At 62.2% G+C, this 20,813-nt stretch carries 19 protein-coding genes and 1 pseudogene; 8 read left to right on the top strand and 12 right to left on the bottom strand.

Going from position 1 to position 20,813, the window contains the following annotated elements:
• Window positions 1-207: 207 nt before the first annotated feature.
• The 3 genes from ACX80U_RS03895 to ACX80U_RS03885 all read left to right on the top strand — a co-directional run bounded on the left by ACX80U_RS03895 (window position 208) and on the right by ACX80U_RS03885 (window position 3,465).
• A complete protein-coding gene (locus ACX80U_RS03895) occupies window positions 208-975 on the top strand; it encodes a hypothetical protein (RefSeq protein ID WP_459267493.1) in 768 nt (255 codons plus the stop codon).
• A 196-nt stretch (window positions 976-1,171) separates the two neighbouring features.
• Window positions 1,172-2,338: a TRAFAC clade GTPase domain-containing protein gene (locus tag ACX80U_RS03890; RefSeq protein WP_459267492.1), complete on the top strand. Its 1,167-nt coding sequence runs from the start codon at window positions 1,172-1,174 to the stop codon at window positions 2,336-2,338.
• A 458-nt stretch (window positions 2,339-2,796) separates the two neighbouring features.
• Window positions 2,797-3,465 carry a DUF4230 domain-containing protein gene (locus ACX80U_RS03885; protein ID WP_459267491.1) on the top strand — a complete coding sequence of 223 codons (669 nt, stop codon included), beginning with the start codon at window positions 2,797-2,799 and terminating at the stop codon, window positions 3,463-3,465.
• A gap of 96 nt (window positions 3,466-3,561) precedes the next feature.
• Here the strand turns inward: ACX80U_RS03885 and ACX80U_RS03880 are convergent.
• The 3 genes and pseudogenes from ACX80U_RS03880 to ACX80U_RS03870 form a co-directional block, all read right to left on the bottom strand.
• A pseudogene (locus ACX80U_RS03880) lies at window positions 3,562-3,885 on the bottom strand (dihydroxyacetone kinase subunit DhaK); the annotation flags it as partial.
• Between the two features lie 18 nt (window positions 3,886-3,903).
• On the bottom strand, window positions 3,904-4,230 hold the full coding sequence (locus ACX80U_RS03875) for a hypothetical protein (protein WP_459267490.1): 327 nt from the start codon (window positions 4,228-4,230) through the stop codon (window positions 3,904-3,906).
• 27 nt (window positions 4,231-4,257) lie between these two features.
• Window positions 4,258-4,644 carry a hypothetical protein gene (locus ACX80U_RS03870; RefSeq protein ID WP_459267489.1) on the bottom strand — a complete coding sequence of 129 codons (387 nt, stop codon included), beginning with the start codon at window positions 4,642-4,644 and terminating at the stop codon, window positions 4,258-4,260.
• Window positions 4,645-4,912: 268 nt separating this feature from the next.
• Between ACX80U_RS03870 and ACX80U_RS03865 the strand changes: the two genes are divergently transcribed.
• Entirely contained in the window at window positions 4,913-5,692 is a 780-nt protein-coding gene (locus ACX80U_RS03865; protein WP_459267488.1) for a hemerythrin domain-containing protein, read from the top strand.
• 57 nt (window positions 5,693-5,749) lie between these two features.
• Window positions 5,750-6,448 (top strand): phosphoribosyltransferase, encoded by a 699-nt coding sequence (locus ACX80U_RS03860; protein ID WP_459267487.1) that lies wholly within the window; start codon window positions 5,750-5,752, stop codon window positions 6,446-6,448.
• A 42-nt stretch (window positions 6,449-6,490) separates the two neighbouring features.
• Here the strand turns inward: ACX80U_RS03860 and ACX80U_RS03855 are convergent, their stop codons facing one another.
• The 5 genes from ACX80U_RS03855 to ACX80U_RS03835 all read right to left on the bottom strand — a co-directional run bounded on the left by ACX80U_RS03855 (window position 6,491) and on the right by ACX80U_RS03835 (window position 10,609).
• Entirely contained in the window at window positions 6,491-7,072 is a 582-nt protein-coding gene (locus ACX80U_RS03855; RefSeq protein ID WP_459267486.1) for a hypothetical protein, read from the bottom strand.
• A gap of 190 nt (window positions 7,073-7,262) precedes the next feature.
• A complete protein-coding gene (gene dhaK / locus ACX80U_RS03850) occupies window positions 7,263-8,258 on the bottom strand; it encodes a dihydroxyacetone kinase subunit DhaK (protein WP_459267485.1) in 996 nt (331 codons plus the stop codon).
• A 49-nt stretch (window positions 8,259-8,307) separates the two neighbouring features.
• On the bottom strand, window positions 8,308-8,940 hold the full coding sequence (gene dhaL / locus ACX80U_RS03845) for a dihydroxyacetone kinase subunit DhaL (RefSeq protein ID WP_459267484.1): 633 nt from the start codon (window positions 8,938-8,940) through the stop codon (window positions 8,308-8,310).
• Window positions 8,937-9,743, bottom strand: coding sequence for an HAD-IA family hydrolase (locus tag ACX80U_RS03840; RefSeq protein WP_459267483.1), 807 nt, complete (start codon window positions 9,741-9,743; stop codon window positions 8,937-8,939). The genes dhaL and ACX80U_RS03840 overlap by 4 nt, the downstream gene beginning before the upstream one ends.
• Before the next feature lie 2 nt (window positions 9,744-9,745).
• A complete protein-coding gene (locus tag ACX80U_RS03835; protein WP_459267482.1) occupies window positions 9,746-10,609 on the bottom strand; it encodes a class II fructose-bisphosphate aldolase in 864 nt (287 codons plus the stop codon).
• 188 nt (window positions 10,610-10,797) lie between these two features.
• On the opposite strand from ACX80U_RS03835, the gene ACX80U_RS03830 reads away from it, so the two are divergent.
• Window positions 10,798-11,217: a GlcG/HbpS family heme-binding protein gene (locus ACX80U_RS03830; RefSeq protein ID WP_459267481.1), complete on the top strand. Its 420-nt coding sequence runs from the start codon at window positions 10,798-10,800 to the stop codon at window positions 11,215-11,217.
• Here the strand turns inward: ACX80U_RS03830 and ACX80U_RS03825 are convergent.
• A complete protein-coding gene (locus tag ACX80U_RS03825) occupies window positions 11,211-11,717 on the bottom strand; it encodes an SRPBCC family protein (protein ID WP_459267480.1) in 507 nt (168 codons plus the stop codon). The genes ACX80U_RS03830 and ACX80U_RS03825 overlap by 7 nt on opposite strands.
• Window positions 11,718-11,821: 104 nt before the next feature.
• On the opposite strand from ACX80U_RS03825, the gene ACX80U_RS03820 reads away from it, so the two are divergent.
• Window positions 11,822-12,613: an alpha/beta fold hydrolase gene (locus ACX80U_RS03820; protein WP_459267479.1), complete on the top strand. Its 792-nt coding sequence runs from the start codon at window positions 11,822-11,824 to the stop codon at window positions 12,611-12,613.
• Between the two features lie 75 nt (window positions 12,614-12,688).
• On the opposite strand, the gene ACX80U_RS03815 is transcribed toward ACX80U_RS03820, so the two are convergent.
• Window positions 12,689-14,542, bottom strand: a complete 1,854-nt coding sequence (locus tag ACX80U_RS03815) for a hybrid sensor histidine kinase/response regulator (RefSeq protein ID WP_459267478.1) — start codon at window positions 14,540-14,542, stop codon at window positions 12,689-12,691.
• A gap of 210 nt (window positions 14,543-14,752) precedes the next feature.
• Here ACX80U_RS03815 and ACX80U_RS03810 point away from each other — a divergent pair, with 210 nt between their 5' ends.
• Window positions 14,753-16,207 (top strand): hypothetical protein, encoded by a 1,455-nt coding sequence (locus ACX80U_RS03810; RefSeq protein WP_459267477.1) that lies wholly within the window; start codon window positions 14,753-14,755, stop codon window positions 16,205-16,207.
• Window positions 16,208-16,360: 153 nt separating this feature from the next.
• Here ACX80U_RS03810 and ACX80U_RS03805 read toward each other — a convergent pair whose 3' ends face one another.
• Both ACX80U_RS03805 and ACX80U_RS03800 read right to left on the bottom strand, forming a co-directional pair.
• Window positions 16,361-17,284: an FRG domain-containing protein gene (locus ACX80U_RS03805; RefSeq protein ID WP_459267476.1), complete on the bottom strand. Its 924-nt coding sequence runs from the start codon at window positions 17,282-17,284 to the stop codon at window positions 16,361-16,363.
• A gap of 116 nt (window positions 17,285-17,400) precedes the next feature.
• Entirely contained in the window at window positions 17,401-20,361 is a 2,961-nt protein-coding gene (locus ACX80U_RS03800) for a DUF3427 domain-containing protein (RefSeq protein ID WP_459267629.1), read from the bottom strand.
• Window positions 20,362-20,813: the final 452 nt, after the last annotated feature.

Here is a 20,813-nt window from a genome sequence, read left to right as displayed (position 1 = left end):
CCGAGCTCCTTTTCTGAGGGAACTACTGATGGATGCCGTCGATTAACTTCCTGAGCAGTAGGTCGCTCCGCACCAGGAGCTGCGCTGCATCACAACAGGAGGATCGGTCATGACGAGCAGCTTCGCGGCGGCAGCCGTCGGCGAATCGACGGTGACCGGTAGAACCACGTGCCTCGACACCCAGCTGTCCGCTGGCACGGGCTACCCATGACCGGCACCGTCGCGCGTGTCGGTCAGCGGCGCCCGATTCAGGTGCTCGTAGGCGTTCTGATCCTCGCCGTGCTGGGCTCAGCACTCGTGTTCCTGGGGCCGACCTTCCTCAGCGGTTTGGCCACCGGAGGCGGGTCGCTTCTCTCCGGTCCGGAGTGCGTGGTGCGCACTGCGGACGGAGAGGTCGGGTTCAGCCGAGTTGAGGCGAAACGAGCCACGACGGAAGTAGCGCTTCGGGCCCGTGGCGTAGAGCCCGCGGAAAGCTCGAGCCTCGACGAAGCCGCCCTTCAGGCCCTGACTGACGGCCCAGCAAGCGACGCCGGGCCGGTCCTGACCTGTAAGGGCTCCGTAGATTCGGAACTCCGAGTGGAGGAGCTGACCCCGTCGGGCCTGACTCCGCGCGCCGAGCAGGTGCGGACGGCTATGGCTGAGGTGTTCGGCGAGCAGAGCCTCGGCGGTTTCGAGCCCGGCGGTGTCGGTTCCGGGCACGGCGGCGACTCCACGCACTACGACGGGCGGGCCATCGACATTTTCTTCCGACCCGTGACCGAGGAGAACCGGCGGGAGGGGTGGGTACTCGCGCAGTGGCTAGTCGCCCACGCCGAGGGTCTGAACATCCAGTACGTCATTTTTGACGACCAGTTTTGGAGCGCACGGCTGGCGAGGGGCGGGTGGCACCCTTACGACGCGCCCACGCCGGCGAACGAAATCTTGCGCCACCTCGATCACGTGCACGTGGACGTGCTTGGCGGAAAGACGCCCTAAGTGTTCTCTTGAGCTGCAGTGGGCGCTTGCAGTGCGCCGTCGTGACATCCGATGAACAGCTAGTGCGTACGAGACGGGCTCTCCACGCCGCATCAAGGAAATTCGGGCCACACGGAGAACCATCCCAGGGGTGATCCGTTGACACGAGTTGGGACTCTCGTCCGCAAAACACTCTGTTGTGCCGTAAGTTCGTCCTATGATTCTGAATAAGGTCGCACGAGAGCAGCAGATTGCAGTATTCGGGGAAAGCGGAAGCGGAAAGACGGTACTCCTGTCATCGTTTTACGGCCTAGCGTTGGAGGGCCTGCTCTCCGGCACTGAACGGTTTGACGTTCTTGCCGGGGACAGCGCTCAAGGTCGGCTGCTACATCAGAATTACCTGGGCATGAAAAACTCAGCAGCACTTCCGATGACCAACAGGTTCTCTGCAACGTCATACGCTTTCGCGATCAAGCGCAAGCCCGGAGCGGCCGCGAAGGCAAAAAAGCACGCCGCTGAAGAACTGCGCTTGGTGTGGCACGATTACCCCGGCGAGTGGTTTGAAGAGGACCCGACCGAGCCTGAAGAAGAAAAACGCAGGATAGACACTTTTCGTTCACTGCTGGGTTCCGATGTGGCGCTCGTACTAGTAGACGGCCAAAAGCTTCTCGACAACGCCGGCGAGGAGGAACGCTACCTCAAAGCGCTTCTGACGAACCTCAGCACTCAGCTACTGAAGGTTCGTGACAACCTCTTGGAGGACAGCAAGCCGCTGGTGAAGTTTCCTCGGATTTGGTTGATGGCCCTTTCGAAGGCGGACCTACTGCCGAATATGGACGTGGTCAACTTCCAAGACATGCTCGTGGAAAAAGCCGGAGCAGAGTTGAACAAGCTGCAAAGCGTGATCGCATCGTTTGTGGAAGCCCCCGAAGCCCTTTCGGTAGGAGATGATTTTGTACTTCTCTCTTCGGCTGAGTTTGAACCTGGCAAGATTGAAATAGCTAAGCGAGTCGGGCTGGATCTGATGCTGCCCATAGCGGCTATGCTTCCCTTCTCTCGCTATGTGAGGTGGGCCTTTGCAGCGCGAAAAGGGGGAGCAGTAGCGGAACATCTGCTGCAAGTGGCCACACCTCTGGCCGCCTTGCTGGCTCAGGTGAAGCTACCCACCTTCCTCGTGCGAGCAGCTGGCCCGCTCGGTCCTATAGCCCGTCTCGTAAGTCCCAATCTCATACAGGTCGTGCTTGATCTCGCTGGCGACAAAGTCAAGGATCTACATGTCGAAGCGAGCGGAAAGCATGATTTTCTTACTGAAACGCTGACCGGTTTCCAGCTTGAGCTGGATGAGGGTGAAGCGGGGCGTGTTCTTCTGCGGAGCCGCACGTGAAAGCTGATGGCGGTCCAACCCAAGAGCAAATCGACTTCTTATGGGCAACACGCGGGAGGGACTGGGGTTTTCGATTCCTCCGCTCGGCAAATCGACCAAGTCCCCTCAAGGCCTACGAAGCCGCCTTTTCCGGCATCGAGCACGGAGCAGAAGCTTTTCGTGCAACTGCAGACACTGTCGCATTTCGGTTTTTGGATCCGGAGAACAGGCGTGATGCAGCCGGTAGAGTCATTCCGCACGAGTTCGTTTTGTTCCTGCCTCTCTCCAGCAGCGTGACCTCCGTGGGAGAGGGCTTCCAACTGGTGTGGCCCCTTGTGAGAGATGACTTCACCCGTATCTGGGAGCAACCCCGTCCATGTAATATCAGCCCCTGATACAAGCCCGGCACTCGCGCCTCAGCTGGTTGCACATTCGCGCTAGACTGAGGCCGCGATTGGCCGCTCTGCGTCCGTCGATAGGTGGATAGAGCAGGAACGACCCTCAGGCGTTTCGGCAGCTCGAAGGGGACGGATATTATCAAGCTACTGAAGCGCGCGGCTTTGACGGTGACCTGCGCAACTGTTCTGGTTCTGGCCGGAATCGGGGTCGGAAATATATATGGGTTTGGCTTGTTCCAAACAGAGCGGATCGATCGAAGCCAGCCCACCCTGCTGACGTCGATTGAAGACATCGGCGAGTACCACGCGGCGATGGGTAACTTCGAGGTGTTGCTCGATGTCGAGGACGATGTCGCATGGTTACCTGATTTCGTCGCCGGACGACGGACGCTATTTGTTGCAGCGGGAACTGTTGACGCCTACGTCGACTTGTCCGGCCTTACCGAGCGGGACATCGTTGTGTCGGACGACGGAGACTCGGTGAAGATGCGGGTGCCAGAGCCCCAACTCGATAAACCCAACCTCGACCAGAGCCGGTCCTACTTGTTCGCGCAGGATCGCGGCGTGTTTGAACGGGTGGCTGATGCGATCGAGTTGCCTGAGCAGTCGCAGTTCTACCAGGACGCCGAATCAAGAATGGTTTCCGCGGCAGAGGAGTCGGAGCTTCGACAACAGGCTGCCGACAACACCCGAGCAATGCTCACTGGGCTATGCGGTTCGTTGGGAATCCGGGTCAGCTTCATCGACTGAGCAACGGGCGAAGTCGTGTCGCGCGAGACCCAAGCAAATCACTTACAGCGGCGGACGCCCACCAAACCGTGAGCGTCCGCCGTCGCGAACTGGAACCTAGTAGACCCAAATCGGGATCTCCGCTGGGTCCATGAGCAGCGACTCGATCTCGTCGTCGAGCCTCACGAGCGTGATGGATGCGGCGGCCATGTGCAGCGAGGTGCAGTACTCCCCCACATAGCTGCGGCCCACGCGGATGCCCTGCTCGGCGAGGCGCTTGTGCGCTTGCCCGTACAGCAGGTACAGCTCGCTGATCGGGGTGCCGCCGAGTCCGTTGATCATGAGCGCGACGCGGTCGCCCTCCTTGAACGGCAGGTCTTTCACGACCGGGCCGATCATCTCCTCGACGATCTCGTTGGCGGGCATCATTCTCGCCTGATGGCGCCCCGACTCAACCCGCTATGAATGCCATGCAATCGCGCTCGTCACCTGGTTTCCCAGCCGCTGCACAGCAGCATCGGTGCTTGGATCTCCGCACGAGAACGATTCCATCTGCGATTTGATGGTCGAAGCCAGGGTCGCCCATGAAATCCAGCACACGACGTCGTCGATCCTGAACATCAGATCATCCTCCGAGAAACCGGTGTTTCCCGCGCGCTCAAGGACAGCCGGAAGGTACAGCCGAATTGCTTCGTGCAGCGTCATCTTGCCGAGCCCCTTGACCGACAGGGGTGGTTCGACACCCAAGAGGAACAGGAATGGTAGCCGATCACCTGCGTTGGTCATTACAGCCACGTATTCCCGCGCAAGTTGCTACGGTTGGAAGGCGCTGGTCCGAATGCGTTTCGCCTCGACGAAGGCGAAGACATCCGGTGTGGAGATCACTGCATCAGGCTGCACGATGAAGCTTCTCGCTGCCGCGCCCAGTGGGTTCACCGACATGTCCCCGGGTAGAAGTGACATGTCCGCTACTTCAGCATGCTCGACCAGTCGATCCCTGGCGCTGGCGGCCCCCGAGCATGAGTCGATGACAGCAGCGAAGAAGTGGCTCCTCGGTAGGAGGTCCAGTGCGATGAGCACCTCCGCCGTCAGGACGTTCTCCATCCCACGGCCGCCCTTTCGATACTTCACGGCCTTCTCCCAAAAAATCTCTTCCAGGAGTCGCGCAATCATTGACGGTGACGGGGCATCAATTTCCATGACCTCATCCTCCCTCACCGGCCACGTGCAATCCCCGGGTCGATGGGGACACGATCCTGGATGATTCGACGAGGCTCGACTCCCGCATCCGCGCCGCAGCCACCGAAGCCTAGTGACCGTGGATCCGCACGGCGGGGATTCGCAGCTGTTCCGTCTGGAAGCTGCGGATAAAGGAGCTTCATTGAGGTTGCCCGCCCTTTGCTCAACGCCCTCAGCCTTGGTGCCGAAGAGTGCTGCCCAGCCATTGTCGAGAGCGGGGTCGAAGCCTATGATCCTCCCGGGGAGGAGCTTGGTCTCGACCAATTCCATGAGGGGCAATCCCATGACCGACTTCTTCACGATGAGACCCGGCGAGACCGCAGCGCCAGTGCCGTCAGGGCCCATTCTCTGCACCGGATCGGCGACCATGCGGCGTATCCACCGTTTCTTCCTGTGGGCGTACGGCGAGGCGCCCTACCTGGTGAGATCCGTCGAGCCGGGCGACACCGACCGCGCCACTTACATCGGCGAGGTACTGGGGAATTTCGACAAGGTGTTCCATGTGCATCATGAAGGCGAGGACCTTCTCATGTACCCGCGGCTGGCCGAAAGAGCACCGAGGTGCGCGCTGCACGTCGAGCTGATGCTCGAGCAGCACAGACAGGTCACTCAACGGCTCGAGAGCATCGAGCCGGTTCGCCTGCGCTGGATGGAGACAGCCGATGCAGGCGTGCGAGCGGACCTCGCTGATCGGTACGAGGAGCTGTCGACCGTCCTCCAGGTGCACCTGCGCCGTGAGGTCACCGAAGTGATGCCCGCTGTGGACAGAGTGATGACCGAGAAGGAGGGGAAGGAGATCGGGAAGCACGGGGTGGAGACGTTCGACAAGAAGTTCCTGGTCGGTTACCTCGGGATGGTGCTGGCCACGAATCCGCCCGGCGAGCGCGAGGAGTTCTTCAAGGAGATCCCGCCGCCGGTCCGTCTCGCCTACCGCCTCGTAGGGCGCAGGCTCTATCGGAAGCAGTACGCCACGCTCTTTCCGGGACGTGTCATTCCCGACACGCTGTGAACCACGGTGAAGGGTGAAGACGCCGGACAGGAGCACCAACCACCCGAGGAGTTCAGCGTGCCGAGCAAAAAGTCCAGAACCTTCGTGGACAGGACCGACGCCGGACGGCAGTTAGGGCAAAGGCTCGCAGGGCTACGGGGTCAGGACGTGGTGGTGCTGGGACTGCCCCGTGGCGGTGTTCCGGTTGCCTTCGAGGTGGCGAAAGCCCTTGGTGCGCCACTGGATGTGGTCGTGGTGCGGAAGCTGGGGGTTCCGTTCCGGCCAGAGCTTGCCATGGGGGCCATTGGGGAGGGCGGCACCCGGGTCCTCGATGCGCACATCCTCTCCCAGGCTGATGTCACGGAGGAGGACCTGCAAACGATCGAGACGAAAGAACGCCAGCTCCTCGAGGAGCGCCGGACCCGGTACCGGCAGGGACGAATCCGGACAGATGTCCACGGGCGAATCGTCGTCGTCGTGGACGACGGCATGGCCACCGGCTCCACGGGGCGGGTGGCGTGCCAGGTGGCCAAGCAACTCGGCGCGGCATGGGTGATCCTGGCGGTACCAGTCGCGCCGGCATCGACTGTGGCCTCCTTCACGGAGGCGGACGAAATCGTGAGCCTGGTTTCACCGCGGAGATTCGAGGCAGTGGGCTGCTACTACAACGACTTCTCAGCAACCGACGACGACGAAGTGGTCACGCTGCTCAACGCCGCGGCCCGCCCACGGAGTGGTCCCGTCGGTGGCTGTCCCGATCCCCGGGAGGGGCAGTAGCAGGCCGAAGCCACCGGCAACCGGGCCGGCCCGAACACACAATCAGGTCCAGGCCTCCGGGCTCGTCAGACGGTGAGCCTCTGCGTCCACGGAACGTGCTGGATGGGTGGGGTACCCGGCCGCGATCTGACGCTTGACCTGCTCGAGCTCGTCCTTGAGCGACTCGACAGTGGCACGATACTTCGTGAATTCAGCCTTCCGTCGTCGAGCTCTGGCGAAATTGACGAACGCGGCAAGAATGACCAGCGGGACTGACACCAGCAAGGCCCACCCGGACGCGGCAAGGAAGTCCAGCGCTATGGGGAGGGCCTGCTGGAACGCCCGGAAGTCGTTCACCCCGCCGACTACTCCTTCCAATGCGGAGTCCAGTGGCACCAGGAACTCCCCCACCATCGGCGTCTCGGAGAGCGACGGAGCATCCAAGGGTGCATTTCCTTCCGGCGACCACCTCGGCTCACTGAAGTGGTTCAGCACGTAGATCCCAGCAGCCGCGTTGAGTGCGGCGAAGAGCAGAACGGCACCGACCGCGATCCAATGGAAGCTGCGCCGAAGCAGGACACCCGCCACCAGCACGACGACGGCAGGTGCAATCCAGGTGAAGATGTGCAGGGCGCCGAGGCTCATGCCGCCGAGTGGATCCAAGGAGTGCCCCCATAGAGATGATTCGATGTTCGCTCCAACCGTCAGACCCTGGGAGCTCGCCGTCAGGCTACATCTTTTCATCGGTCGTGATGGTCAACGACACCTTGGATGCCTGCCGAAAAACGGCGGGCCGCCCACCGAGGTGAGCGACCAGCCGTCGTACGCTGTGAATCTAGAACACGCGGATGGGGATCTCCGCCGGATCCATGAGTAGCGACTCGATCTCGTCGTCGAGCCTCACCAGGGTGATGGACGCCCCGGCCATGTCCAGGGAGGTGCAGTACTCCCCCACATAGCTGCGACCCACACTGATGCCCTGCTCCGCGAGGCGCTTGTGCGCCTGCCCGTACAGCAGGTACAGCTCGCTGATCGGCGTGCCGCCCAGGCCGTTGACCATGAGGGCCACGCGGTCGCCGTCGCCGAACGGCAGGTCCTTCACCACCGGGCCGAGGAGCTCCTCGACGATCTCGTTGGCGGGCATCATCTTCGCTCGGCGCCGTCCCGGCTCGCCGTGGATGCCCACGCCCATCTCGATCTCGTCCTCGCCCAGCTCGAACAGCGGGCTGCCCTTCGCCGGCGGGGTGCACGCGGTCAGCGCGACACCCATCGTCCGGGTCACGGAGTTCACCTTCTCGCCGATGCGGATGACCTCGTCCAGGTCCGCTCCGCGCTCCGCCGCTGCGGCCACGGCCTTGATGACGAAGAAGTTGCCGGCCACACCGCGGCGGCCGATCGTGTAGGTCGAATCCTCCACGGAGACGTCGTCGTTGATGAACAGCGTCTTCACCTCGATGCCCTCGGCTGAGGACATCTCCTGCGCCATCTCGAACACCATCTTGTCGCCCGTGTAGTTGTTCACGAGCAGCAGGACACCCTTGGGCGACGCCATGAGCTTGGTCGTCTCGTACACGTAGTCGAACGGGGGTGCGGCGAAGACGTCACCCGGGCAGGCGGCGTCCAGCATGCCTCTGCCCACGATCATCACGTGCGCCGGCTCGTGCCCCGACCCGGAGCCCTGCACGATCGACACCTTGTTCTGGTCCGGACCGTCGGCACGCATGATCAGGTTGTACTCGGGCACGTACTTCAGCGTGTCCGGGTTCGCGAGCGCCAGGCCTTCGAGCATCTCCGGGACGAACTGCTGCGGATCATTGACGAACTTCTTCATGAGGGCTCCACGTCGTTGTGAGTAGGGATGAGTTGAGCTAGCAGTACGTTCAGGGCCAGTCGGCGACGATGCGCTCCGCGATGATCGCGACCGCCACCGCCCCGGCGTCCGGGGAACCGATGCTGCGTTCCCCGCTGTAGCTGGCGCGGCCGCGTCGAGCCTCGAGGGTCGACGTCGCATCCGCGCACTCGCGGACCTTCGCCGCGAAGGCCGCACGGCACTCCTCCGGGGAAGCACCCGCCGCCAGTTGCCGCTCGAGCTCATCGGTCGCCGGGATCAGCGCGTCGAGCAGGGTCTTGTCGCCGAGGTCCGCGTTGCCGCGGGCCTTGATGCCGTCGGTGGCTCCGCGCAGCATGGCGACGACGGCGGCGCCGTCGATCGTGTCCACCGCCTTCGCTGCCGCAGAGGCCCGCAGGAATGCCGTCCCCCACAACGGCCCGGAGGTCCCGCCGATCCTGCTGGAGATGGCGAGCGCGATCTGCTGCAGGAAGGTGGCGACGTCGTCGCGCTTGAACGAGTCCCAATCTGCGAGGACCTTCTCGAAGCCACGGGCGAGGGAGTAACCGAGGTCGCCGTCGCCCACCACGGCATCGAGGTCACCGAACTCCTTCTCCTTGAGGACGGCGGTCTGTGCCAGGGAGTGGACGACGTATTCGACGTCGGCGAGGTCGGTGGCGCTCATGGGGTCTCCGTCTCTTGGGTTGTGCTCGAAGGGGCAGGGGCGGACAGCAGCGAATGCAGGGTCGCGAGGGTGACGACGCCGGACGGGCCGGCATCGTACGGGTCGGCGAGGACTTCGGCTTGCTCACCGTCGGGGTCCCCGAGGGAGCTGACCACGAGCGACGCGCCGGTGAAGTCCTCCTCGCGGGTGAAGCCGCTGACGGTCACCACGGTCCTGAGCCCGGCTCCGACGGCGGCGCGCAGCCCGTTGCCGCTGTCCTCGACGACGATCGCGTCATCGGCCGACACCCCGAGTTCCGACAGGGCCAGCAGGTAGATGTCCGGTGCCGGTTTCTTGGCGGGCACCACGTCGCCGGCGAAGACGGAGAAGTGCGCGGCCAGATCATCCCCGACGGCGTGCGTCAGGACGGCGCGCACCGCGGGTTCCGCAGAGGTGGAGGCGACGGCGAGCGTCCACCCGGCGTCGTGCGCTTCCTGCACGATGCGCGCGATGCCGGGCCGCGCGGGCATGAGGCCGCTCTCGACGAGTCCCTTGTAGACCTCAGTCTTGCGCTTGTGCCAGGAGAGGATCGCGGCGTCGATGGCGGCGCCGTCATTCAGGCCCAGCTCCAGCGCGAGCGCCGGTGTGAGGATGCTGCGCATGCGCTCCTTGCCGCCGCCGATCTTCACCTTCTCGGCGTACTCCTCGACGCTCCACTGCACGGGGACGCCGAAGTCGGAAAAGGTCTGGTTGAAGGCGGGGAGGTGGCCGTACTGTTCGGTGTCGGCGAGCACGCCGTCGCAGTCGAAGATCAGGGCCGGCATGGTCAGCGGCCGCCCTTGCCCGCGCTGCCGAACTGTCCGCAGAGGTCGGTGACCATCGCGACGATGTCGGCCCGGGTGTGCTTGAACAGCGACGGCGGGTCCCACTTGTTGTTCTGCTCGGCTTGCTTGAGGAACGTAAGGCTGGACTGCATGTACGTCTCCTTGAGGGCCGTGGAGATGTTGACCTTCGCACAGCCGCGGGCGATGAGGTCGGCGAACTGCTCGGGGCTCAGGCCGCTGCCGCCGTGCAGGGCAATGGGCACGTTGCGTGCCTCCACGATCTGCGTGACGCGTTCGACGTCGAGCACGGGTGCGGCTTTGTAGCTGCCGTGGGCGTTTCCGATCGAGGGGGCGAAGACGTCGATCCCGGTGGCGTCGATGAACGCGAGCGCCACGTCGAGGCTCTGCTGCTTGGAGACCTCGTCGGACCCATGGTCGTCCTCGACGCCGGTGATGGCCTCGATCTCTCCCTCCACCTGGGCACCGTAGCTGCGGGCCTCGGCGACGACCTCGACGGTCTGGCGCTGGTTCTCCTCGACCGGGAGGTTGGAGGCGTCGAAGAGCACGGAGTTCCAGCCGGCCTTCAGGCATTCGGTGACGACGTCCCGGTCCGGGCAGTGGTCCAGGTGCAGGGTGACGGGCACCTCGATACCGCGCGTCATCGATTGCCACATGTCGAACAGCACGCGGGAGCCGATGCTGCGCACGGTCTTGACCGAGGTCTGCAGGATCACCGGCGAGTTGGCCTCGACGGCCCCGGCAAGCACGGCCTCCATGGTCAGGTCATTGAAGATGTTGATCGCGGGCACCCCGTAGCGCGCCTGGAATGCCGGATCAACGATGTCCTTCAGGGGTACAACACCCACAACAATTCCTCCTGGATAGGCTCCTGCCCACGCTAGGCGGGCATCGGGCACACCGGAATGGGTGGTATCCCTCCCCTCCCCTCCCCCTGGGGGTAATCACCACCTCGTCAAGCGCGGGCTTCGGTGGTTGAGTGGAGCGCGGCCGCTCCGGCCACCTCTTCTTTGACTTCGACGACGAAGGACACCCCATGCCCCAGGGATCAGTGCTCGAGACCATCACCGCCGAGGAAGCCCGCCGTGTCATCGACGCCGCCGCGGCGAAGGCCACGGAGATCGGCCAGCCGATGGACATCGCCATCGTGGACGCCGGCGGCAACCTGAAGGCGCACGTGCGGATGGACGGAGCGAACATCGGCAGCATCACCATCTCGATCAACAAGGCCTACACGTCCATCGCGTTCCAGTGCGAGACAGGTGACCTGCAGGGTGTCACCCGGCAGGACGGTCCCATCTACGGGTTGAGCGACGCCCACGGCGGCCGGCTCGCGGTGTTCCCCGGCGGCATCCCGCTGGTGCGGGACGGCAGCATCATGGGCGCCATCGGCGTCTCCACTGGCACCATCGAGCAGGACCAGGAAGTAGCCACAGCGGGCGCGGCCGCCTACTGAGCCTGGCGCAGAGGCGGGGGCTTCGTGCTGAACTCGGCGATCCGCTTGATGGCGGCGAGCGTCTGCGGGATGCCGTCGAGCGCCTGCTGGGTCCGATCGATGATCTGCGCGGGCGCATCGTCCCCGAACTTCTCCTCGAACATGGCGATGCCACCCGGCAGGAAATCCCAGGATTCAGTCACGGTGGTCCCGGTGCCGGCCGGCGTCAGCGTGTAGCCCCAGCGAACCCGATCGCCGCCGACCACCCAGGCGAACTCACGGCCGCGCTCCGCGGCCACGACCTGCGACCGGGTCTCCCAGGTACGGTGCGGAAGCTCATTGCGCCCCGTGAACCAGGCACCGATCTCGCCTGCGTTGTTGTCGTCCTCCCACCAGCACTGGGTACATACCGGACTCCACTCGCCGGTGCGGGTGATGTCGGAGACCAGATCGTAGATGTTTTCCACCGATGCCTGGATGGTGACGGACTCCTGGTGGTGGCGGATCTCTGCCTGGCTCATGCGCCCATTCTCACAGAAGAATCCCCTCGCCACCGCGGGGATCGGCTGCAGCGATGTGTGCCCGCATAGACTGGGTCCTCGCGCTGGCTACGGAAGGCTTTTACATGTTGAAGACCGAACGAACCGGCACCGGCAAGCCACTCGTCCTCGTGCACGGGCTCGGCTCGAGCGTCCGCACCTGGGACCCCGTCCTCCCCCTGCTGCGGAAACAGCGCGAGGTCATCGCTGTCGACCTCCCCGGGTTCGGCGGCAGCGAGCCGCTCGCGGGCGAGGTGACCATCGCGACCCTCACGGACGCCGTCGAGCAATTCCTCGAGCAGGAGAACCTGCGCGATGCGGATATCGTCGGAAGCTCGATGGGTGCGCGGATCGTGGTCGAGCTGGCGCGGCGGGGTCACGCCGGCAACGTCGTCGCCCTCGATCCCGGAGGATTCTGGAACGACACCCAGGTGCGCATCTTCAACGCCAGCATCACCGCGTCCATTGCACTGGTACGGCGCCTCCAGCCCGTCCTGCCGTCACTCGTCCAGCAGGCTGCGGGCCGGACGGCGCTGCTCGCCCAGTTCTCCGCGGCCCCCTGGAAGCTCGACCCGGACCTCGTCCTGACGGAGCTCCGCGGATTCGCCACCTCGCCCAGTCTTGACGAAGCGCGCAAGTCACTCGCGCACGGGCCGCGCCAGGCAGGCGCGCCCCGGGGGACGATCAAGGGCACGCTGGCATTCGGCTGGGGCCGGTCGGACAGGGTTACCCCGCTCAGTGAGGCCGCCGTCGCCATGTCTCTCTACCCGGACGCCACCCTGCACGTCTTCGAGGACTGCGGGCACTTCCCGCACTGGGACCAGCCGCAGGAGACAGCCCGGTTCATCCTCGACGCCACCGCCGCCAGGTCGTCGTAACCATCCTCCGAGCTGCACACCTGGCGAGCGTGCTGGTGACGCCTCAGTTCACAGGCTGAGGACGGGCGCGGGCGCCTACGTGGGGTTCGCGGTCGCCTGAGACGTGTCCTGCTGCAGGGTCACGAGCATGGTGCGGTTGCGGGCGCCGGTCTTCCGGAGCATCGCGCCCACGTGCTTCTCCACCGTCTTGACGGAGATCCCGAGGCGCGTGGCAATCTGCTTGTCTGCCAGCCCCTCGGCGAGCAGGTCGCGCACCTCCAGTTCGCGGACCGTGAGGTGAGCGACGGTCGACACGGGCTCGGCTGTCTGCCGGGTCTCGGCGAGTCGGGTGAACATCGCCCCGTCCAGCAGGGCGTCGCCGCGGGCAGCGGCGACGACGACGCGCGCCACCTCGGCGGGTGTCGAGGACAGCGAGAGGAACCCCCGCACCCCCGACGACGCCGCTGCCGCCAACTGCTCGTCGGTTGGATGGTCGACGACGGCGACCACGGGCCGCTCCACGGTGTCCCCACTGGTTACTTTGGCCTCGGCGTACTGGCCGAGCAGGTGCTCGTCGAGGACGATCATGTCCGGTTGCAGTAGGGACACCGCTTCGGTGAGGTCCTCGAGGGTGGCGAGTTCCCCGAGCACATGGACGGACGGCTCGGAAGTTTCGAGCAGGCGCACGAGCCCGGCCCGGACGAGCGGTTGGGCGCAGGCGACGAGGACCTTCCAGCGCTCCCGGGAGGCATCGCCGTTGGAGGAGTAGGGCACCTGCGCGCGAATGCTGGTCCCCCAGCCCGGCGTCGAATCGACATGAAGTTCACCCCGGAGGTAGTGGGCGCGGGCCACCATGCCATGGAGGCCAAGCCGGCTGCACTGCACGCTTACTGCATCACTCGCGATGTCCGGGCGCTCGAAGCCGCGCCCGTTGTCCTCGACCACCACGGTCATGCCGGTGGTGTCGTAGAAGATGCCTACTCGGCACGTGGTGGCTCGGGCATGGGCGACGACGTTGGCCACAGCTTCCTGGATAATCATGAAGAGCTGGTGGGCGACGACGGGCGCTAGTTCGTGCGGTTCGCCGGTCACGAGGAGCGTCAGGTCGATGGGGTAACTGCTGCCTACACGATCGAGTTCTCGACGTACTGCCTCTTCGAGAGTACTGCCGGCAAGGCTGGACGGTGCGAGGCCCAGCACGGAACGTCGGGTCTCGAAAAGCGCCTCGTGCGCGAGCACGCGGGCGGAGTCGATGTGCTGGATGGAGTGCGATCCGCCCGGCGTCGCCCTGTCGGCCCGGTCGAGGTGCAGCAGGAGTGAGCCGAGCGACCGGCCGATGGTCTCGTGGACGCTTTGAACGACCCGTTCGCGTTCACCCGCGACCGCCGCCTCGCGCGCCTTTGCTGCGGCGGCCTGGTGGAGCCGGGAGTTCATGATGGCGATGGCGGCGTGGTTGGCGAAGAGTTCCACGAGGGAGGCGTCTGCTGCGGTGAAGTTGCGGTCCGGGCCACCGCTGAAGATCGCGAACGTGCCGATGATGGCCCCGTCCCACGCGATAGGCACTCCGATGACGGCGCTCCCCCAGCGTGGGTCAGCGGGGTCAATGTGGCCGTTGGGCACGGACGCATAGCGGTCGAGAATGACCGTTCCGCGCGTGGCGACGATTCGGCCGGTCAGACCCTCGGTCAGTGGAAAAGTCTGGCCCTGGTGGCACCCGACGCCCTGATCCACTTCCTTGCGGTAGTACCCCTCGGCTTCATGGACTATCGAGATGGAGCCGCTCTCACAGTCGAGGAGTGCGACGGCGTGCCCGAGGACCCGTTCGAGGAGCGGGACCAGTTCGAACTGACCGGCGAGGTCGCCGGCACGTTCGGTGATGCGGTCGAGCTCCGAGAGCGGGGTCTCACTCGGGCGATTCTGGCTCTGGTTCGGCGTGGGAAGCTGCGGCATGTACGGCACCTGTCTCCTGCAACCCGGCGCGACGCTGCGCACGGGCCTTCAGGATAGCGGGCCGAGTGCAAAGTGCGGCACAGTGCCTACCAATTCTCCTAGCGGACGAGCGCTGCAATCGCCGCGCTTATCCGCCAAGAGGATGCTGCGGCGTAGACAGGTTCCTCGTTGCGAGATCACATCAGTAATCTGCTGTGCAACCATAGCCCCATGAGTGATACCACAAGCGACGAGTCCAAAGCGGCCGGTTCCGATCGTGATCACACAGTCATACCCAGTCACCTCTGGGATTACGCGCAGGATCAGTCTGTTCTTACCGAGGCCGCACAGGACATCCGCCGGTACCTCGAGGAACTTGCCCGAAGAGGGAGCATAAATCTGCACACGATCGAGTCTCGCGCCAAAAGCCTTTCTTCTTACCAGAATAAGTCTGAGAAGGAACTTGAAGATGGCTCGCGTAAATATTCTGACCCTGCTACTCAGATTCATGACTGCGTTGCCGCACGGGTCATAGTATTCACGACTCGAACCAGGAACGATCTTGCCGATCTCATTGAGAACCACGCAGAAGTAATCGAGCGCGTCAACCCCGGCGATCTGAAACACAACGGATATGACAGCGAACACTTAGTCATTAAGAGTCTTAAGAAGCAAGATGAACGCGCTCGCTATGGTGCCCTTGGTAAATATTTCGAGAAATACCGCGGGCTTGAAATCCAGATTAGGAGCGTAGCCGGTCACGCTTGGGCCGAGTACGAACACGATCTTCGCTACAAATCCGGGGCTTACCAAGAGCTCTCCGACGACGGTAAAGGCCAGATAAATCAATGGTTTATTGAAGCGGGTGGCATGCGGAGATATATGGACGAGATTTTCGAACGTATCGAGGCGAGAGTTTTCATTGGAGAGCAGGAACTACCGCAACCGGTCGACCGTGAACCTCCTTTGGCGCAGCAAGAGGGGGACGACATCGATGACGATCTTGCTGAATACGATGATCCTCGCCCTCTTGATGAGGAAGCGCTTCGGGATGTCATAACAGCCCGCTTTCCAGGTTACGACACCGGGCAGACGGGAGCTGTAGAAGAGCTACTGACCCATCTTGAACAATTGCGGGTCTCAACAGTTGGCGAGCTCGAGGCTGCGCTCGTGAACCTCGAACAGGGCCAAGTTGCCCGACTCATGGACTACCCAAGCGACACAAGCGGAGTTAGAAGGTTGGATGATGAATTGCTGGCAACCTTCACGGACACATATGTAGAGACTGCATTGGGGGAGGATCGAAAGCAGTTTCTCCGCCTCCGCTTGCGCAGAGTCCGCGGAAAGTTTGCGATCTACACTGTCGAAGTCGCTAAGCGACCGTCGCGGCTTCTGACCGCGGCAAGTGCAGTTCGTGAAACTGCGAAATTAGTCGCGAACCTCGGTGGTGTTGATTTGGTTTCCATCGAAGGAGCAATCTCCACCGAACGAAACCATCTAAATCCTTCCACTAAGGCGAGGACTATTAGGACCCAGCACGGACCAATCTTCGTCGCCACGAACATGACCCGGTCGTGGGCGGAGAGCATCATCAAAGAGTTGATCCGGCGGGTCCCCAACCACTCTATCCGAGTACTGCGAGCGGGTGATTTGCTTATCGAATCGTCAGCGAGCAAATTACTTTAGGCTCGTGCGAATAACAAAACTCGCGGTACGAGACTTTCCCCACTTCGAAGCTGCAGGATAGCGGGCCGCCGTGAACCTCAGGTTCCGTAGTTTCCCAGAACCTGAGGATACGACTTACCGCAAGCAACCTTGCAACCGCACGACCTTTTGTCCCTAGTTCCCAGGCCCAAACTGGGTTACGTGACCAAGCTTTTCGTGCGGCGGTGAGTTCCAATCAAGCAAGCGGCGATACCCGTGATCGCGAGTGGCAGGAGGAAAGAGCACATGGCCTGACGTCATCGCCCCGGTGCCTAACCATTCGAGCGCGTCACCTAGTTTAATCTCAACCACACCAACAACCTGTTCCTTCATAGATCCAAACGGCACTCCGCCACTATCTAGTCGAGAAGGTGCTATGAGTGCCCCATGCTGCGCGTGAGGTCGTAGGTACACTGATGGAACCGCATAGCGAAGGTCAACAAATCTCGTTGAAGGCCCGACTCGATAGCCAGGCACGGAAGTGGGGTCGATAGACCCAGTTTCGAATACTGCGATATATGCTTTCGCGTCTGGCCCTTCCTGGGCGATGGACCGCCTTCGATGATGCGCGTATCTTCCCTCCGTAATTTGCTGATGACATGCGAACCAAAGGGCAATCCAAATATTATCCACAACGTCCAGCCAACGCGTTTTCAGCCCGTAATGCTGAAGTAGAGGCTCAACAACAGCCCGATAAGTCCCACTCACCAGCGCATTCGGGTTGTCCTTGACAAACTGAGACTGCTCATTGCATAAATGCAAACTCGAGAAATTCTTATTATGACGGCAGGCGCAGTCCTGCCCGTATATCGAGGATATGTAATCCTTCAATTTTTCTGCGTAGTCTGCATGACTGTTTTCAGTCAGTGAGCGAAAGCCCGTTGCCGTCATATCATCGTAAAGCTGCGACTGCCCGCGATAGAGAACAACACCTGCCTCGCACGTGAACTTTAACCATCCCACTACTTGGGTTAGAGCATTGGGATCCGAGATAGAATAAACGGTCCAACCACCTTGAATCCGTTCGTCAACCCCACTGAACGTTGCCTTTCCTCGCATTTTTCTCCTAGGTAGTCGTTCGCCGCACTAAGCTCGAAGCATAAGTTCTGGCTAGTGACATTGGTGTGATGCTGGTTCGCACAAGATCCGGTGTGCGTCACCAGTCAGGGCGGGATTTATTGCGCCACCGCTGCTGCCTCTGCAAACACATCTGCCGGCATGGGTCGGTGCAGCTTCCAGGTGATCGCGATCGGCTTTTCACCCGAGTGCTGAACATAGTCCACCGCGCCGAGGCAGGTGTACGGCACAGCAAGCCCGGTCTCATTCTCTGCGGTCGGACGCGTGAAGATCAGAACATGAGACCCCGGCCCTTTCCGGTCGAGGTACCGTCGCCCAGTCGGGCTTAAGGGCGACGTCGCATTCTGCGATTCCCAGTGGAATAGCTCAGAGCTAATTGCGTAGTCCTTGTACATCGTCGACGCTGAATGATTCTTGTCGTCCTTATTGAGCGTGACGAAAAAGGCGTCCGTCGAGGTTTGAGGACACCAGGCAACGCCCTCGCGGTGCTGCACCTTCTTCCCCGCTTCGAGGGAACCGTAGCTCAGCGCGGCGAGTATTTCCTCTCGACGGTAGGTCGCATGTGACAAAAGTGGAATGTGCTGCAACCCTAAGCCGAGTCCTTTACCCGCGTACCGCGACGTCGCCACCCCAAGCTCAATCAACTGCTGAATCTCGCTGCACACGAAGCGAAATTGGCGAAGGTGGCTAAGGGCTGCGTCGTACGTGCTGAATCCGCCGCCGTCGCTCCAGAGCGTGTAGAACAGCATTCGTGCGAAAGTCTGCTCACGGGGACCGAGGTCAGCATAGGGCGGGCACGATAGATCGACCAGCCTCACGTACGCCTCTCCGCGTTCGGGATCATCGACGTGCAGGAAGCGCACCATCCGATCAAGGAGCTTTCGCTCGTTTAGACCGGAAAGTTCGGGGATCTGCTGCTCTGTGCCGGCTTCCGCGAGAGAGCCGATCAAGCCGGCCTGACGGAGATATCCGGTCCAGGAATCCTTCGTGTTCCGATACAGCTGCTTAAGATCATTGCCGGACTTCTCGAGGTACAAAGCCAAGTTCGTCTCGCCGTAGGAAGCGATGTCCCGAACGAGTTGTGATCGATTGAACCGCAGTTGGGACCTGATGTTGTCGAGGACGACCTTCTGAGCAACACGATCGAGGATGATCTGCGATCCCGACGGAAGGTATGGGAACTCGTCCTCCACCGCTTTCTCGAGTTGCTTCCGTCCGTAACCGGTGAGGGCTCGGTACCGGAGGTCGAACCGGAACTCACGACGTTGTTGGCCGATGAAGTCCAATACGGTGAGTACAGACTTCCCTTCAGCTCTTCTAAGTCCACGGCCAAGTTGTTGGAGGAAGACCGTGGAGCTCTGTGTTGGACGCAGGAGGAGCACCGTGTCCACCTGCGGAAGGTCGAGGCCCTCGTTGAAAAGATCAACGGTGAACAGACAGTTGATCGCGGAGTCTCGCAACTGCGCGAGGGCGAGCGCTCGCGCGGCCTCGTCGGTACCACCATCGACAGCAAGCGAGCGAATCCCCGCCCGATTGAATACTTCCGCCATGTAGTGCGCGTGCTGAATTGATACGCAGAACCCGAGCGCGCGCATGTCATCGGTATTGGTGACCTTGTCGAGCAGTTCTCGGATTACTTTCGCTGCGCGGGTGTCGTTACCCGTGTAGAGGCGGTTGAGTTGCGCAACGTCGTAGTTGCCGCGCTTCCATTCCAACTGGCTGAGGTCGACGTCGTCTGACACACCGAAGTAATGAAACGGCACCAGGAGGTCAGCATCCAAAGCATCCCAAAGGCGAAGTTCGCTCGCAGTCCGACCATCGAAGAACTGTTGCGCCACGTCCACCCCGTCACCCCGCTCAGGAGTGGCCGTCAACCCGAGTAACTGCTGAGGGCGGAGATGGTCGATGATGCGGCGATAGCTCGGCGCCATCGCGTGGTGGAACTCGTCGATAACGACAACCTCGAAGGAATCTGGTTCCAGCGCTTCAACTCCGCGCGAGGCGAGCGATTGCACCGATGCGAAGACGTGGTTCCACTGCGTAGGCTTGTTGTCTCCCACGTAGAGCTCGCCAAACGCACCGTCCTGCATCACGGTGCGATAGGTACTCAGCGCTTGCTTCAGAATCTCCTGCCGGTGGGCCACGAAGAGCAGCTTGAGACGTCGACCCGCTGCTTCGCAGAGACGCTGATAATCGAGGGCGGCGATGACGGTCTTGCCGGTGCCAGTTGCCGCGACCATGAGGTTCCGCGAGTGGCCCTTGAGTCGTTCAGACTCGAGATCCTCGAGCATCTCGATCTGGTGCAGGTACGGCTCTACCTCAAGCCCGGTTTCGGCCTTCGGTGCACCGGTGCGGCGACCACCGTTGCGTTCGAGCGCCGCATCAAGTTTGTCGCCGTCCCGCTCAGGGTCGTAGGACTGGAAGGCGCGCTGTGCCCAGTAGCTATCGAAGGTCACCTCGAACTTCTTGAGGAGATCTGGCGTGGCGACGGAGCTGAGGCGCACGTTCCACTCCAGCCCGTCGACCAAAGCTGCCTTGCTCAAATTCGAGCTGCCCACGTAGGCGGTGTCAAAACCGGTGTTGCGACGGAACAACCACGCCTTTGCATGCAACCGTGTCGCTTGCGATTCGTAGCTGATCTTGACCTCGGCGCCGTATCGATTCACCAACTCGTCAATCGCTCGGCGTTCAGTAGCGCCCATATAGGTGGTCGTTATGACGCGAAGCTTCACCCCACGCTCGGCCAAACGCTCGAGAGCCGGGTGGAGAAGCCTGAGCCCGGTCCACCGAACAAAGGCACAGAGAAGGTCGACGGTATTGGCAGACTCCATCTCAGCGCGCAGCTCCGCGGCCAAGTTCGGTTCAACTCTGCCGTTCGTCAAGAGCGCTGAGTCGGAGAGCGCCGTCGCGGGTCGCCGCAGGTCGCGTCGCTTCACTGACTCGGGCTTGTGTAGCGACAAAAGCTGCGACGGGCCCTGATCAAATGCATCGCTGGATGAAAGTACCTCTAGAAGTTGATTGGCTAGCGCAAGTCGGGCATCGGGCTTTGCTCTCGACATCGCAACACTCAACTCCCTGGTTACGTACCGAGATACAGCTACAAGCGCATCGCTTTCGCTAAGCGGCTCAACTGTTGCTTCGAGTTCAGGCAGACCAACTAGGCGCTCTGAGAGTGAGCGAGTAACGAGCGTCTCGTAGAGCCCTTCGGCTAATTCCTGCCGCGCTACTCCCCCATCGATTTTCTCCACCGTCACAGAGTAGGCCGGTGTTGCGACAAAATACTGGCAGCTAGCTATGCCGAAGCACACGCGGCGGTCCCATCAGGGCAAACCGCGCGCTTCATGATCCAACGATCGTCACAGCCAACCCATCGGCGTAGGTTGCGGCGAGATGATTGACACCCGGCATTCGCGCTGTCTGACCTACCACCTATTGCCAGCCGGCACGCTACACCCGAAATCGGTCACTCTCCCACCCAACCCACCCAACCCAGCCTGAACCTGCGATGGCT

Source organism: Arthrobacter sp. TmT3-37, from assembly GCF_054510835.1.
Note: the sequence above shows the minus strand (reverse complement) of the source record. Positions and strands in the feature narration are given on the sequence as shown.

What these genes read in the sequence shown, in the direction of transcription:
- ACX80U_RS03895 (WP_459267493.1), top strand. Translation starts at nt 208, where the DNA reads ATGACCGGCACCGTCGCGCGTGTCGGTCAGCGGCGCCCGATTCAGGTG.
- ACX80U_RS03890 (WP_459267492.1), top strand. Translation starts at nt 1,172, where the DNA reads ATGATTCTGAATAAGGTCGCACGAGAGCAGCAGATTGCAGTATTCGGG.
- ACX80U_RS03875 (WP_459267490.1), bottom strand. Translation starts at nt 4,230, where the DNA reads ATGACCAACGCAGGTGATCGGCTACCATTCCTGTTCCTCTTGGGTGTC.
- ACX80U_RS03870 (WP_459267489.1), bottom strand. Translation starts at nt 4,644, where the DNA reads ATGGAAATTGATGCCCCGTCACCGTCAATGATTGCGCGACTCCTGGAA.
- ACX80U_RS03865 (WP_459267488.1), top strand. Translation starts at nt 4,913, where the DNA reads ATGATCCTCCCGGGGAGGAGCTTGGTCTCGACCAATTCCATGAGGGGC.
- ACX80U_RS03855 (WP_459267486.1), bottom strand. Translation starts at nt 7,072, where the DNA reads ATGAGCCTCGGCGCCCTGCACATCTTCACCTGGATTGCACCTGCCGTC.
- dhaK (WP_459267485.1), bottom strand. Translation starts at nt 8,258, where the DNA reads ATGAAGAAGTTCGTCAATGATCCGCAGCAGTTCGTCCCGGAGATGCTC.
- dhaL (WP_459267484.1), bottom strand. Translation starts at nt 8,940, where the DNA reads ATGAGCGCCACCGACCTCGCCGACGTCGAATACGTCGTCCACTCCCTG.
- ACX80U_RS03840 (WP_459267483.1), bottom strand. Translation starts at nt 9,743, where the DNA reads ATGCCGGCCCTGATCTTCGACTGCGACGGCGTGCTCGCCGACACCGAA.
- ACX80U_RS03830 (WP_459267481.1), top strand. Translation starts at nt 10,798, where the DNA reads ATGCCCCAGGGATCAGTGCTCGAGACCATCACCGCCGAGGAAGCCCGC.
- ACX80U_RS03825 (WP_459267480.1), bottom strand. Translation starts at nt 11,717, where the DNA reads ATGAGCCAGGCAGAGATCCGCCACCACCAGGAGTCCGTCACCATCCAG.
- ACX80U_RS03820 (WP_459267479.1), top strand. Translation starts at nt 11,822, where the DNA reads ATGTTGAAGACCGAACGAACCGGCACCGGCAAGCCACTCGTCCTCGTG.
- ACX80U_RS03815 (WP_459267478.1), bottom strand. Translation starts at nt 14,542, where the DNA reads ATGCCGCAGCTTCCCACGCCGAACCAGAGCCAGAATCGCCCGAGTGAG.
- ACX80U_RS03810 (WP_459267477.1), top strand. Translation starts at nt 14,753, where the DNA reads ATGAGTGATACCACAAGCGACGAGTCCAAAGCGGCCGGTTCCGATCGT.
- ACX80U_RS03805 (WP_459267476.1), bottom strand. Translation starts at nt 17,284, where the DNA reads ATGCGAGGAAAGGCAACGTTCAGTGGGGTTGACGAACGGATTCAAGGT.
- ACX80U_RS03800 (WP_459267629.1), bottom strand. Translation starts at nt 20,361, where the DNA reads ATGTCGAGAGCAAAGCCCGATGCCCGACTTGCGCTAGCCAATCAACTT.